Origin of the sequence: Ramlibacter sp. (assembly GCF_035706265.1) — a bacterium.
Taxonomy (GTDB): domain Bacteria; phylum Pseudomonadota; class Gammaproteobacteria; order Burkholderiales; family Burkholderiaceae_C; genus Ramlibacter.
Genome location: NZ_DASSVG010000041.1, coordinates 1 through 12156 on the forward strand (window position 1 = coordinate 1; position 12156 = coordinate 12156).

At 71.4% G+C, this 12156-nt stretch carries 15 protein-coding genes; 9 read left to right on the forward strand and 6 right to left on the reverse strand.

Annotation, left to right across the window (positions count from 1 at the left end; translation table 11 throughout):
* Positions 1-125 precede the first annotated feature (125 nt).
* Positions 126-464, forward strand: coding sequence for a hypothetical protein (locus VFM98_RS01320; protein ID WP_325108081.1), 339 nt, complete (start codon positions 126-128; stop codon positions 462-464).
* On the opposite strand, the gene rpe is transcribed toward VFM98_RS01320, so the two are convergent.
* A complete protein-coding gene (rpe, locus tag VFM98_RS01325) occupies positions 461-1147 on the reverse strand; it encodes a ribulose-phosphate 3-epimerase (RefSeq protein ID WP_325108082.1) in 687 nt (228 codons plus the stop codon). The two genes, VFM98_RS01320 and rpe, sit on opposite strands and share 4 nt — an antisense overlap.
* A gap of 62 nt (positions 1148-1209) precedes the next feature.
* Between rpe and apaG the strand changes: the two genes are divergently transcribed.
* The 8 genes from apaG (at position 1210) to VFM98_RS01365 (ending at position 7460) form a co-directional block, all read left to right on the forward strand.
* Complete coding sequence (apaG, locus tag VFM98_RS01330; RefSeq protein WP_325108083.1) at positions 1210-1593, forward strand: Co2+/Mg2+ efflux protein ApaG; 384 nt, start codon at positions 1210-1212, stop codon at positions 1591-1593.
* Positions 1594-1607: 14 nt separating this feature from the next.
* A complete protein-coding gene (locus VFM98_RS01335) occupies positions 1608-2864 on the forward strand; it encodes a cation:proton antiporter (protein ID WP_325108084.1) in 1257 nt (418 codons plus the stop codon).
* Positions 2857-4026, forward strand: a complete 1170-nt coding sequence (locus VFM98_RS01340) for a YbdK family carboxylate-amine ligase (RefSeq protein ID WP_414708965.1) — start codon at positions 2857-2859, stop codon at positions 4024-4026. Before VFM98_RS01335 ends, VFM98_RS01340 begins: the two co-directional genes overlap by 8 nt.
* A 9-nt stretch (positions 4027-4035) precedes the next feature.
* On the forward strand, positions 4036-5004 hold the full coding sequence (gene thiL, locus VFM98_RS01345) for a thiamine-phosphate kinase (RefSeq protein ID WP_325108085.1): 969 nt from the start codon (positions 4036-4038) through the stop codon (positions 5002-5004).
* A gap of 246 nt (positions 5005-5250) precedes the next feature.
* Complete coding sequence (locus VFM98_RS01350) at positions 5251-5919, forward strand: helix-turn-helix transcriptional regulator (protein WP_325108086.1); 669 nt, start codon at positions 5251-5253, stop codon at positions 5917-5919.
* Positions 5916-6398: a thermonuclease family protein gene (locus VFM98_RS01355; protein WP_325108087.1), complete on the forward strand. Its 483-nt coding sequence runs from the start codon at positions 5916-5918 to the stop codon at positions 6396-6398. Before VFM98_RS01350 ends, VFM98_RS01355 begins: the two co-directional genes overlap by 4 nt.
* 46 nt (positions 6399-6444) lie before the next feature.
* The gene (locus VFM98_RS01360) at positions 6445-6981 is read left to right on the forward strand and encodes a phosphatidylglycerophosphatase A (RefSeq protein WP_325108088.1); all 537 of its coding nucleotides are present in this window, start codon (positions 6445-6447) and stop codon (positions 6979-6981) included.
* Between the two features lie 62 nt (positions 6982-7043).
* Positions 7044-7460 (forward strand): CinA family protein, encoded by a 417-nt coding sequence (locus tag VFM98_RS01365; protein WP_325108095.1) that lies wholly within the window; start codon positions 7044-7046, stop codon positions 7458-7460.
* 60 nt (positions 7461-7520) lie between these two features.
* Here VFM98_RS01365 and VFM98_RS01370 read toward each other — a convergent pair whose 3' ends face one another.
* From VFM98_RS01370 to lptB, 5 genes are all read right to left on the reverse strand, one after another.
* On the reverse strand, positions 7521-7805 hold the full coding sequence (locus VFM98_RS01370) for a hypothetical protein (protein ID WP_325108089.1): 285 nt from the start codon (positions 7803-7805) through the stop codon (positions 7521-7523).
* 122 nt (positions 7806-7927) lie between these two features.
* The gene (locus VFM98_RS01375; RefSeq protein ID WP_325108090.1) at positions 7928-8335 is read right to left on the reverse strand and encodes a putative toxin-antitoxin system toxin component, PIN family; all 408 of its coding nucleotides are present in this window, start codon (positions 8333-8335) and stop codon (positions 7928-7930) included.
* Positions 8319-9389 (reverse strand): THUMP domain-containing class I SAM-dependent RNA methyltransferase, encoded by a 1071-nt coding sequence (locus VFM98_RS01380; RefSeq protein ID WP_325108091.1) that lies wholly within the window; start codon positions 9387-9389, stop codon positions 8319-8321. Before VFM98_RS01380 ends, VFM98_RS01375 begins: the two co-directional genes overlap by 17 nt.
* A 272-nt stretch (positions 9390-9661) precedes the next feature.
* Complete coding sequence (locus tag VFM98_RS01385) at positions 9662-11245, reverse strand: RNA polymerase factor sigma-54 (RefSeq protein WP_325108092.1); 1584 nt, start codon at positions 11243-11245, stop codon at positions 9662-9664.
* A gap of 15 nt (positions 11246-11260) precedes the next feature.
* Positions 11261-12046, reverse strand: coding sequence for an LPS export ABC transporter ATP-binding protein (lptB, locus tag VFM98_RS01390; protein WP_325108093.1), 786 nt, complete (start codon positions 12044-12046; stop codon positions 11261-11263).
* Positions 12047-12156 lie beyond the last annotated feature (110 nt).

A 12156-nucleotide genomic window follows, 5' to 3' on the forward strand; every position in this document is an offset into this window, starting at 1 on the left:
TGTAGGAAGGTTCTGACAGCCGAGCCGGGCCGGACCGGACGCCCTGCCGGCGGCCAGCGCGCGGCCCCGTCCTACCGCTGGCTGCCGAGCCGGGCGGCACGATGGTTCCGATCCCAGGAGGTGCCATGAGCCGCAAGGACGAACACCGCGCGCCGGCCGGCCGCACGGAAACCGAGGAACGCCACGCAACCCCTTCGCCCGCGCGCGGCAACACCGTCACCGCGCAGGGCGAGACGCAGCAGCCCAAGGCGCAGATGCCGCACGAGCGCGACGAGTCCGCCGCCAGCCAGGCCAGCGAGGACCCGACGGCGCGCCGCATGGGCCGCATGGCGCACGACGACCTGATGGAAGGCCAGCAGGACACGAGCAAGTCGCAGGAGCTCGACGCGACCTACCACGAGATGCGCAAGGGCACCGACGCCAAGCCGACCGACAAGCCGAACCGCAACGAGCGGGGCAACTAGCCTTTCAGCTGCGCCCGCATCGCGTCGACCACGGCGCGGTAGTCCGGCTTGCCGAAGATCGCGCTGCCGGCCACGAAGGTGTCGGCGCCGGCGGCGGCGATGCGGGCGATGTTGTCCGCCTTGACGCCGCCATCCACTTCCAGCCGGATGTCGCGCCCGCTCGCATCGATGCGCTGGCGGGCCTGCTCGATCTTGCGCAGCGCCGATTCGATGAAGCCCTGGCCGCCGAAACCGGGGTTCACGCTCATCACCAGCACCAGGTCGATGTCGTCGATCACCCAGTCCAGCACGTCCAGCGGAGCGGCCGGATTGAACACCAGCCCCGCCTTGCAGCCGGCCGCCTTGATCGCCTGGATGCTGCGATGCACGTGCGTGGACGCATCCGGGTGGAAGCTGATGTAGTCGGCGCCGGCCTCGGCGAAGGCCTGCGCCAGCGCGTCCACCGGCTGCACCATCAGGTGCACGTCGATCGGCAACGGCGCGCCGGCGGCCGTCTTCGCGTGCGGCTTCAGCGCCGAACAGATCATCGGCCCGAAAGTGAGGTTCGGCACGTAGTGGTTGTCCATCACGTCGAAGTGGATCCAGTCGGCGCCGGCCGCGATCACGGCGCGCACCTCCTCGCCCAGGCGGGCGAAGTCGGCCGAGAGGATCGAGGGGGCGATGCGGAAGGTGCGCGTGCTCATGCCCTATTCTCGCCCAGCGTGCCGGCGCGGTCCGCGCGGCGCGGCGGGTTAGGATCGCGGCCATGCCTCGCTACGCCTTCCGGGTCGACGTGCAGCCCCGCTACCTGCCCGACCAGTCCGTGCCGGACCAGCGCGTCTGGACTTTCGCCTACACGATCACGATCACCAACACGGGCGAGATCGCGGCGCAGCTCATCTCGCGCCACTGGATCATCACCAACGAGCTCGGCGAAGTCGAGGAGGTCAAGGGCCTCGGCGTGGTCGGGCACCAGCCGCTGCTGAAGCCGGGCGAATCCTTCGAATACACCAGCGGCTGCCGGCTGCGCACCGCCAGCGGCAGCATGCGCGGCAGCTACTTCTGCGTGGCCGAGGACGGCGAGCGCTTCGACGTCGACATCCCGCTGTTCGTGCTGGACGATGGCAGCACGCAGCGCGTGCTGCACTGAGCGGAGGGGCGCAGATGGATCAGGTCATGGCCGCCTGGGCCGACTGGATGAAGCCTTCCGCGGGCCTGCCCACCGTGCAGTGGTCGCTGCTGCTGGCGCTGGCCGCCGCCGCCGGCCACCTGCTGCAGCGCTACTCGGGCCTGCCCAAGGTGGTGGGTTACTCGATCGTGGGCACGCTGGCCGGCCTGGCCGGCTTCTCCGGCGCGGCCTGGCCGCTGCAGGGGGTGGCGCTGTTCCTGCTGGAGCTGGGCGTGTCGCTGGTGCTGTTCGAGTCGGGTGGGCGCATCGCGCTGCGCTGGTTCCGCCACAACCCCATGGTGCTGGTGCAGAGCCTCACCGAGGCGCTGCTCACCGCGCTGGCCGTCTACCACGTGCTGCGCTGGCTGGACGTGCGGGCCAACGTCGCCGAAGGCCTGGCGCTGATCTCGATCGCCGCCTCGCCGGCGGTGCTGACGCGGGTGGTGCTCGACGCGCGGGCGGCCGGCGCGGTGACCGAGCGCGCGCTCACGCTCTCCACCCTCGGCGCCTTCTACGCGCTGACGCTGGTGAGCGCCCGGGCCGGCACGCTGCACCAGGAACAGACGGTGCTGGCGGCCACGCTCTATCCCGCCGCCGTGGTGCTGGGCGTCTCGTTCGTGGTGGGCGCGCTGCTGGCGCTGGCACTGCGCTCGGCGCTGCGCTTCATGAGCCCGACCAGCGAGAACACCTCGATCCTGCTGATCTCGCTGATCGCGGCCGGCACCGCCATCGCCGCCCACTTCGGCGGCTCCGCGCCGCTCGCCGCGCTGATCGGCGGCCTGATGCTCAAGCAGCTGAACCCGAAGCCCTGGGCCTGGACGCGCCAGTTCGGCACCGCGGCCTCGCTGCTGACGATGATGATGTTCGTGCTGGTCTCCGTCGTCGCGGCCAAGGCCGACTGGAACCCCGCGGTCGCAGGGCTGGTGGGCGCCGTGGTGTTCGCGCGCTTCTTCGCCAAGGTGTTCGGCGTCACGCTGGCCAACTTCGGCAGCGGCATCAACTGGCGGCAGGCGATGTGGACCGGCTGCTCGATGGGCCCGATGTCCTCCATCGCATTGCTGCTGGTCTCGCAGCTCATGGCCGCCTCGATGACGCTCGGCTCGCGCATCGCCAGCATCGCGCTGCCGGTGATCCTGATGATGGAGATCCTGGGCGCGATCGTCGCCACCTTCGCCATCTACCGTGCCGGCGAAGGCATCAAGCCCTGGGTGCCGCAGGGCGGCATGGCGGCCACCGGAGAACTGCGTGGCTAAGACGCTCGAGCAGCCGACGGCTGCCCCCCTGCCGGAGCTGGAACCCTTCCGCGAGTCGGCCTCGCTGTCGCTGGGCGTCGAGCTCGAGCTGCAGCTGGTCAACACGCACGACTACGATCTCTCCCCGTACTCGGCGGAGATGCTGCGCCTGATCGGCAAGATGCACCTGCCCGGCTCGGTGGTGCCGGAGATGACCTCCAGCATGATCGAGTGCTCCACCGGGGTGTGCCATTCGGCCAGCGAGGTGCTGGGCGAGCTCACCACGCTGCGCGATGCGCTGGTGCGCTGCGCCGACAAGCTGAACATCGCCTGCGTGGGCGGCGGCACCCACCCGTTCCAGCAGTGGCACGAGCAGCGCATCTACGACCGCCCGCGCTTCCGCCAGCTCTCGGAGCTGTACGGCTATCTGTCCAAGCAGTTCACGATCTTCGGCCAGCACGTGCACGTGGGCTGCCCCGACGCCGACAGCGCCCTGCTGATGCTGCACCGGATGTCGCGCTACATCCCGCACTTCATCGCGCTGTCGGCGAGCTCGCCCTTCGTGCAGGGACAGGACACGCAGTTCGATTCGGCGCGACTGAACTCGGTGTTCGCGTTCCCCATGTCGGGCCGCGCGCCCTTCACGCTCAAGTGGGACGAGTTCGCCAAGTTCTTCGCCAAGACCACCCGCACCGGGGTGATCAAGAGCATGAAGGACTTCTACTGGGACATCCGGCCGAAGCCCGAGTACGGCACGATCGAGATCCGCGTCTTCGACACGCCGCTGACCATCGAGCGCGCCGCCGCGCTCGCGGGCTTCGTGCAGTCGCTGGCCGGCTGGTTCCTGCACGCGCAGCCCTTCGTGCCGCAGGAAGACGACTACATGGTCTACACCTACAACCGCTTCCAGGCCTGCCGCTTCGGGCTGGACGCGGTGTACGTCGACCCGCCCACCGGCGAGCACATGCCGCTGCGCGAGCACATCCTGCGCACGCTGGAACAGGTGGCGCCGCACGCGTCGGCGCTCGGCGCCGGGGCGGCGATCGACATGCTCGCGCAGTCCACCGAGCAGGGCGCCAACGACGCGCGCTGGCTGCGCGACACCCAGGCGCGCGAGCGCCTGCTCGGCGAGATGGTGCGGCAGGCGGCGGAGCGCTTCCGGGGCCGCAGCGTCGACGGGTAAGCTCGGCCCATGGGTGAATTCGAGCTGATCGCGCGCTTCTTCGAACGGCCCGTGCGGCGCAGCCCGCTGGGCGTCGGCGACGACTGCGCGCTGCTGCAGCCCGCACTCGGCATGCAGCTGGCCGTCTCCACCGACCTGCTGGTGGAAGGCCGGCACTTCCTGTCCACGGTGGATCCGCAGCGGCTCGGCCACAAGGCGCTGGCGGTCAACCTGAGCGACCTCGCCGCCTGCGGCGCGCAGCCGCTGGCCTTCACCCTGTCGCTCGCCCTGCCGCACGTCGAGGAGGCCTGGCTCGCCGGCTTCGCGCAGGGCCTGTTCGCGCTCGCGGATGCCCACGGCTGCGAGCTGGTGGGCGGCGACACCACGCGCGGCCCGCTGGCGATCAACGTCACGGTGTTCGGCGAGGTGCCCGCAGGCCAGGCGCTGCTGCGCTCGGGCGCGCGCCCGGGCGACGACGTCTGGGTGAGCGGCAGCCTGGGCGATGCGCGTCTTGCGCTGGAGGCCTTCCGCGGCACGGTGTCGCTGCCGCAGGAGGTGTTCGAGGCCGCGCGGCAGCGGCTGGAACGGCCCGAGCCGCGCGTTGCGCTGGGCCTCGCCTTGCGCGGCATCGCCAGCGCCGCCATCGACGTGAGCGACGGCCTCGCCGGCGACCTCGGCCACGTGCTGCGCCGCTCCGGCGTCGGCGCCACGCTGGCGCTCGCCAGCGCGCCGCAACTGCTCGCCGCCGCCCGCAGCGGCCTGCAGCTGGCGCCGCAGATGGTGGAGCAACTGGTGTTCGCCGGCGGCGACGACTACGAACTCGCCTTCACCGCGCCGGCCTCGGCGCGCGATGCAGTGCAGTCGGCGGCGCAGCGCACCGCCACGCCGGTCACGCAGGTCGGCCGCATCGAGGCCGCGCCCGGCCTGCGGCTGCTCGACGCTGCCGGCCAGCCGATAGCGCGCAGCTTCGGCGGCTTCGACCACTTCGGCGCCAGCTGACTGCAAGCATCGCAGTCAGCCAACTGCAAGCTCCGGGGTAATCCCGCTCGGGTCTTCCCCGGGGCTCACCCGTTTGGGCGATGGCGCTGCCCCTCTTTCTGACCAGACTGCGCGCAGATACAACTACAACGACGCAGGGAATGGCCACCATGCAGCCAGAGTGCGCTGCTCCGCCTTTCATGGGAGCGGTCCCTTCACACCGCCCCACCGCCGTCGTCGCGCGCCGTGCCCCGGCGTCCCGACGCGATGCCTGAACGCACCCCGCCGGTTGCCAGGGATCCCAAGCTGCTGGAAGTGATCCACGGCGTGCAGGCCGTGGCGCACGCGGCGCTGGCCGCGCTGGAGCGGCTGAACTACGGCGTGCTGCTGCTGGGCCCCGATGGCGAGCTGCGCCACGCCAACCGGCGCGCCGAGGAGATCGCGCGCCGCACCCGGGCCTACTCCGCCGCGGGTTCGGGCCGGCTGCAGTTCGCGGCAGCAGCGCTGTCCACCAAGCTGCACAAGGCGGTGCAGGCGGCGGCCCAGGGTGGCACGGCACGCGAGCTTGCCGGCACACCGTTGCGCCTGCGCGGCATCACCGGCAGCGAGGTGCACGCCTTCGTGCTGCCGGTGCCCGCCGGCCCGCAGCCGATCGAGAATGCAGTGGTCGCCATGATGTTCGTCGCCGACCCCGAGTGCCCGCTGCCCAACTTCCCCGCCAAGCTGCGCCAGATCTACCACCTGAGCCCCACCGAGGCCCAATTGGCCGAAGCGCTGGTCAACGGCCGCTCGCTCAAGCAGTTCGCCGTGGAACGCGGCACCAGCCTGAACACCGTGCGCACGCAGCTGCGTTCGCTGGCGGCCAAGGTGGGCGCCAAGCGGCAGGTGGACGTGGTGCGCTGCATCCTCACCGGCCCCGCCGTACTGGATTTGTGAGGGCGGCGGCGCTCCTGCTGGCTGCGCTGCTGTTCGCCGTGCCCGCGCAGGCCGGCCCGAGTTTCCGCGGCGAGGTCACGCACGTCACCGACGGCGACACGCTGTGGGTGCGGCCGCAGCAAGGCGGCGCCCCGGTGCAGATCCGGCTGCTGGATCTCGACGCGCCGGAAGGCTGCCAGGCCCACGGACCGCGGGCGAAGCAGGCGCTGCGCGAGCGCGTGCTGCACCAGCGCGTGCAGGTGCGGCCCCAAGGCCTGGACGATTACGGCCGCCAGCTCGCGCGCGTGCGCCACCGGCGCGAGGACGTCGGGGCCTGGCTGGTGCGCGAGGGCCATGCCTGGTCGATGACGTTCCGCGGCAAGCCGGGGCCGTATGCGCCGCTGGAGGCGCAGGCCCGCCGCGAACGCCGCGGCCTGTGGGCGCGTCCGGGCGCGCTCGATCCGCGCAGCTTCCGCCAGCGCCACGGCCGCTGCGAGTAGCCGGCGTCGCGGAGGCCCCCCGCCGAGCGACTACCATCCGCGGGTGATGCCTTCCGCTCCCCTGGCCGAGTCCGATCCCCTGCCGCCGCGGCGGCCCGACGCCGCCTTCCTGCTGTCGCACCCCGCGCACCTCGTCGCGCTCGGCTTCGGGGCCGGGCTGGCGCGGGTGGCGCCGGGCACCTTCGGCACCCTGTGGGCCTGGCTCGCCTTCCTGGCGTTGCAGCACTGGCTGGAGCCGGGCCAGATCGGCGAGCTGATCGCGCTCTCGCTGCCGCTCGGCTGGTGGGCCTGCAGCGTGACGGCGCGCCACCTGGGCTCGCCCGATCCCTCCTCCATCGTCTGGGACGAGATCGCCTGCTTCTGGATCGTGCTGTGGCTGCTGATGCCGGCCGGCTGGATCGCCCAGCTCTCGGCCTTCCTGCTGTTCCGCCTGTTCGACACCTGGAAGCCCGGCCCCATGGGCTGGGCCGACCGGCGCTTCAAGGGCAGCGGCTGGCGCGGCGGCTTCGGCATCATGATCGACGACCTGGTGGCCGCCTTCTGCACCCTCCTCGTGCTGGCGCTGTGGAGGACGCTGTGGTGAGCGAAGCGCCCATCGCCGCCCTCTGCGAGCAGCTCGCGCAGGCGCTGCTGGCGCGCGGCTGGATGCTCGCCACGGCCGAGAGCTGCACCGGCGGGATGATCGCCGCCGCCTGCACCGACCTGGCCGGATCCAGCCAGTGGTTCGAGCGCGGCTTCGTCAGCTATTCCAACGAGGCCAAGCAGGAGCTGCTGGGCGTGGACCCGGCCCTGATCGCGCAGCACGGCGCCGTCAGCGAAGTGGTGGTCCGGGCCATGGCCTTCGGCGCCGTGCGCCATTCGTACGCGCAGGTGGGGGTGGCGGTGACGGGGATTGCGGGACCCAGTGGGGGAAATCCCCAAAAACCGGTGGGGACGGTGTGGTTCGGGTTCCAGGTCGACGGCCGACTGACCAGCGAGCTGCGCCACTTCGACGGCGACCGCGCCGCCGTGCGCACCGCCACGGTGCGGCACGCGCTGCAACGGCTGCTGGAGCTGCTGTAGCCTTCGTGCAGGCCGCCTCCCGTAGGCTGGCGGTGAGCGCAGCCAACCCCGGCGACGGCGTCAGTTGCGCGAGCCGGCCCTCACCGCCGCCCGATGGTTCGCCCGCACGCGCCGGTTCACCAGCCGCGGCAGCAGCACGCTGCGGCGCAGGCCTTCGGCGGCGCTGGCCTGGGTCGACTTCATGTCGTGGCCGAGGTTGGCGAGTTCCTCGTCGATTTCCTGGATCCGGTCGCTCCAGCGCCCCGTCTGCATCTGGTCCATGGCGAGGACCATGCGCAGCGCGAGCAGGTTGCGCACCAGCCTGGCGTCGCGTTCTTCGTTGGGGTTGAGGGTGGCGGGGGTCACGTTGGTGTTGCTATCTATGGACTACACACAAGCATGACACGTGCCCGCGATCCCGGCTGTCAGAGCGCAGCGGTTGTCACATCGGCTTACGCCTACTACGGACGTAGTACGGAAGCCCGCTGCTACGAGGCCCAGCGGGCGCAGGCCTCGACGTCCAGCTTCTGCAGGTGCTTCCTCAGCCGCAGCACCTCCCGGTCCTTGGACAGCAGGGTGCAGCGATGCGCGACGGCCAGGTCGATGAACTTCTGGTCGTCGGGGTCGCGGCAGCTCACGCTGGCGGGGCCCGGCGGCTCCACCAGCCGGGCATGGCGGTCGAAGTCCGCCAGCACGGCCTCCTCGCTGCCTCGTTGCGCGCTCACGCGGCCGGCCAGCTGGGGGTAGCGCAGCACGCGCGCCAGCTCCTCGCGCATGGCGGCGGTGGCGAGCCAGCGCAGTTCGCCGGCGCGCAGGCGCTCGAACAAGGGCTGCACCTGCGGGTCGTCGAAGACCAGCAGATCCAGCACGATGTTGGTGTCAAGAACCAGCTGCATCGCGCTCGCGCGCCGAGCCGGCGACCATGTCGAAGCGGAATAGCCGGCATTCGATTGGGCCGTTCCACATCGGGATGCGGCGCGACTCCTTCAGCCGCATGCGGCCCGGCAGCTTCGCGTCGGGCGACAGCACCCAGGCCGTCCAGCCGGCGTAGTGGCGCTTCCAGTGCGTGGCCAGCTGGGCGAAGAAGTCGCCGGCCTGTTCCATCTGCGCGCGCTCGCGGCCGCCCCGGCCGGCGCCCGCCACCCCCGCGGCCTCGATGCGCTCGCCGTAAGGCGGATTGAGCAGCAGCAGGCCCGGCGTCTCGGTCGGCGGCATGCGCTGCAGCGCGTCGCCGCCGCGCAGTTGCAGCGCCTCGGCGACGCCGGCGCGCTGGGCGTTGCGCTGCGCGAAATCGACCATGCGGAAAGCGACGTCGCTGCCGAACACCGCCGCGCTCGGCGCGCGCCGCGCGGCCTGCGCCTGCGCCTTGAGCGCCACCCAGTCGGCGGCCACGTGCGGACGCAGCCGCTCGAAACCGAAGCGGCGCAGCAGCCCCGGCGCGATGTTGCAGGCCACCTGGGCCGCCTCGATGGCGATGGTTCCGCTGCCGCAGCACGGGTCGTACAGGGGCAGTGTGGCGTCCCAGCCGCTGGCGGCGAGCATGGCCGCGGCCAGGGTCTCCTTCAGCGGCGCCTCGCCCTTGTCCTCGCGCCAGCCGCGCTTGAAGAGCGGCTCGCCCGAGGTGTCGATGTAGAGCGTGACGCTCTCGGCCGCGAGGTGGGCGAAGATGCGCACGGCCGGGCGCTGGGTGTCGACGTCCGGCCGCACGCCGCCGCGGTTGCGGAAGCGGTCGGCCACCGCGTCCTTGATGCGCAGCGCCGCGAAGTTGAGGCTCTTGAGCGGGCTGTGCTGCGCGGTGAGTTCGATCTTGAAGGTCTCCCTGGGGCCGAACCATTCTTCCCAGGCGACGGCGGAAGCGGCCTCGTAGAGATCCTGTTCGCTGCGGTAGGGACGGTGGGCGAGCTGGAGCAGGACGCGCTGGGCGAGGCGGCTGTGGAGGTTGAGTTGCATGACCTCCGGCCAGCCGGCGGTCAGTTGCGCGCCGCCGCGGGCGGTGCGGAGGTCGGAGCGCCCCCACCCCTGCCCTCCCCCAGCGGGGGAGCGAGAAAAACCGAGGATGCGGGCGACTTCGGTCTCGAGGTACGACTCGACGCCTCCCGCGCAGGGGAGGAACAATGGGAAATTGGAAGCCTCCCCCAGGCTAGTCCGCTGCGCGTCCTTCGCCTCCCCCCTCCGCAGGCGGAGGGGGCCCGCGCCTTCGGGCGGCCGTGCGGCGCTCGCAGTCACAGGGCCTTGCGCAGGTTGGCGGGCGCGATGCGCAGCGCCTCGCGGTACTTGGCCACGGTGCGGCGGGCGCACTCGATGCCCTGCTCCTTCAGCATCTCGGAGATCTGGCTGTCCGACAGCGGCTTCTTGGCGTTCTCGGCCGCCACGAACTGCTTGATCAGCGCCCGCACCGCGGTGCTGGAGGCGTTGCCGCCGGTCTCGGTGCCCAGCGCCGAGCCGAAGAAGTACTTCAGCTCGAAGGTGCCGAAGGGCGTGGCCATGTACTTGGCGGTGGTCACGCGCGAAATGGTGGATTCGTGCAGGCCCAGTTCGTCGGCGATCTCGCGCAGCACCAGCGGCCGCATCGCGAGCTCGCCGTGGATGAAGAAGTTGCGCTGCCGCTCCACGATGGCGGTGGAGACGCGCAGGATGGTGTCGAAGCGCTGCTGGATGTTCTTGATGAACCAGCGTGCCTCCTGCAGGCGCTGCTGCAGGGCCTGGTGGCCCTCGCCCTTGTGCGCCTTGAGCGCGCCGGCATAGACGTCGTGCACGCGCAGCCGCGGCATCACGTCGGGGTTCAGCTGCACCCGGAAGCTGGCGCGCGAGCCGCGCCCGACCTGGGTGACGATCACGTCGGGGATGACGATGTTGCGCTCGACGTCGACGAAGCGGCGGCCCGGCTTGGGCTCCAGCCGCGTGATCAGCGAGATGGCCGAACGCACGTTCGCCTCCGGCTCGCCGCAGATCTGCGACAGCCGCTTCACGTCGCGCTTGGCCAGCAGGTCGATCGGCTGCTGGCAGATCTTCAGCGCCGCGGCGCAGGCCGCGATGTCCTCGTCCTCCTCGTCCTGCTGCATGGCCTTGAGCTGCAGCGTCAGGCATTCGGCGAGGTTGCGCGCGCCCACCCCCGGCGGCTCCAGCGTCTGCAGCAGGCGCAGCGCCACCGTGAAGCGGTGCACCAGCTCCTCCTGCTGCTCCAGGTCGTCCGGGGCCAGGGCGGCGGCCAGTTCCTCCAGCGGTTCCTCGAGGTAGCCGTCGTCGTTGAGCGACTCGATCAGGAAGCGCAGCGCCATCTGGTCTTCCTCGCCCAGGCGCAGCGCCAGCGCCTGGCGGTGCAGCCAGGACTGCAGCGATTCGTTGCCGCGGGCGAGCTCGGTGGCGTCCACCTCGTCGTCCTCGCCCAGGTTGTTGCGCTTGGCGGCCGGCGCCTCGCCGCCCCATTCGCCGTCGTCGGGCACCGTCTCGGTGCTGCCGTCGCCTTCCCAGCTCGGCTCGCTCTCGCCGCCGGCGAAGTCGCCGCTGTCGCCCTCGGTTTCCGCGGAAGAGGACGTGGTCGATGCGCTCGCCGTGTCCTGCGGCCCGAGCGAGCCTTCGAAGCCGGTTTCGGCTTCGTCGGCGGCGGGCCGCTGGTCCGCCACCGGGATGCCGAAATCCTCGCCGCCCTCTTCGGCCTGCACCTCGAGGAACGGGTTCTCGTCCAGCATCTGCTGGATCTCCTGTCCCAGCTCCAGCGTGGACAGTTGCAGCAGCCGGATCGACTGCTGCAGTTGCGGTGTCAGCGCCAGGTGCTGCGAGACACGCAGCGCCAATCCCTGCTTCATTTCTCCCCTGCTCCCCTACATGCGGAAATGTTCGCCGAGGTACACCCGGCGCACGTCCGCGTTGTTCACGATATCGGCCGGCGTGCCCTGGGCCAGCACCTGGCCTTCGCTGATGATGTACGCGTGGTCGCAGATGCCGAGCGTTTCGCGGACGTTGTGGTCCGTGATCAGCACGCCGATGCCACGCGACTTCAGGAAGCCAATGATGCGCTGGATCTCGATCACCGCAATCGGGTCGATTCCGGCAAACGGCTCATCGAGCAGGATGAACCGCGGCTGGGTGGCCAGCGCGCGGGCGATTTCCACCCGGCGCCGCTCGCCGCCCGAGAGCGCCGGCGCCGGCGAATCGCGCAGGTGGTCCACCCGCAGGTCCTGCAGCAGGCCGGTGAGGCGGCGCTCGATCTCGGCCGAGGCGAGCGGCTTGCCGTCCGGCCCGCGCTGCAGTTCCAGTACCGCGCGCACGTTTTCGGCGACATTCAGCTTGCGGAAGATGGAGGCTTCCTGCGGCAGGTAGGACAGTCCCAGGCGCGAGCGGCGGTGGATCGGCATGTGCTCCACCGAGCGGCCGTCGATGGAGATCTCGCCGCCGTCGGCGCGCACCAGGCCGACGATCATGTAGAAGGAGGTGGTCTTGCCGGCGCCGTTGGGCCCGAGCAGGCCCACCACCTCGCCGTTGTCGACCGCCAGCGACACGTCCCGCACCACGAGGCGGCCGCCGTAGGACTTCCGCAGGTGGCGCGCCTCGAGGCGGCTGGCCACGGCGACGCCCGCGGGGGCCTGGACGGTCTCGGCGTCGCCCATCAGCGCGTCTCCGGCGGCAGGGTGGGCTCGGCGCGCAGGCGGGCCGAGGCGGGCGGCTGCGGCGCCGCCAGGGTGGCGCTGGCGCGCGGGCCCGACGCGGCGCCGGCGGG

Excerpts from the sequence above, each read along its gene's own strand:
- VFM98_RS01320 (WP_325108081.1), top strand. The coding sequence starts at position 126 with ATGAGCCGCAAGGACGAACACCGCGCGCCGGCCGGCCGCACGGAAACC.
- rpe (WP_325108082.1), bottom strand. The coding sequence starts at position 1,147 with ATGAGCACGCGCACCTTCCGCATCGCCCCCTCGATCCTCTCGGCCGAC.
- apaG (WP_325108083.1), top strand. The coding sequence starts at position 1,210 with ATGCCTCGCTACGCCTTCCGGGTCGACGTGCAGCCCCGCTACCTGCCC.
- VFM98_RS01335 (WP_325108084.1), top strand. The coding sequence starts at position 1,608 with ATGGATCAGGTCATGGCCGCCTGGGCCGACTGGATGAAGCCTTCCGCG.
- thiL (WP_325108085.1), top strand. The coding sequence starts at position 4,036 with ATGGGTGAATTCGAGCTGATCGCGCGCTTCTTCGAACGGCCCGTGCGG.
- VFM98_RS01350 (WP_325108086.1), top strand. The coding sequence starts at position 5,251 with ATGCCTGAACGCACCCCGCCGGTTGCCAGGGATCCCAAGCTGCTGGAA.
- VFM98_RS01360 (WP_325108088.1), top strand. The coding sequence starts at position 6,445 with ATGCCTTCCGCTCCCCTGGCCGAGTCCGATCCCCTGCCGCCGCGGCGG.
- VFM98_RS01365 (WP_325108095.1), top strand. The coding sequence starts at position 7,044 with ATGCTCGCCACGGCCGAGAGCTGCACCGGCGGGATGATCGCCGCCGCC.
- VFM98_RS01375 (WP_325108090.1), bottom strand. The coding sequence starts at position 8,335 with ATGCAGCTGGTTCTTGACACCAACATCGTGCTGGATCTGCTGGTCTTC.
- VFM98_RS01380 (WP_325108091.1), bottom strand. The coding sequence starts at position 9,389 with ATGCAACTCAACCTCCACAGCCGCCTCGCCCAGCGCGTCCTGCTCCAG.
- VFM98_RS01385 (WP_325108092.1), bottom strand. The coding sequence starts at position 11,245 with ATGAAGCAGGGATTGGCGCTGCGTGTCTCGCAGCACCTGGCGCTGACA.
- lptB (WP_325108093.1), bottom strand. The coding sequence starts at position 12,046 with ATGGGCGACGCCGAGACCGTCCAGGCCCCCGCGGGCGTCGCCGTGGCC.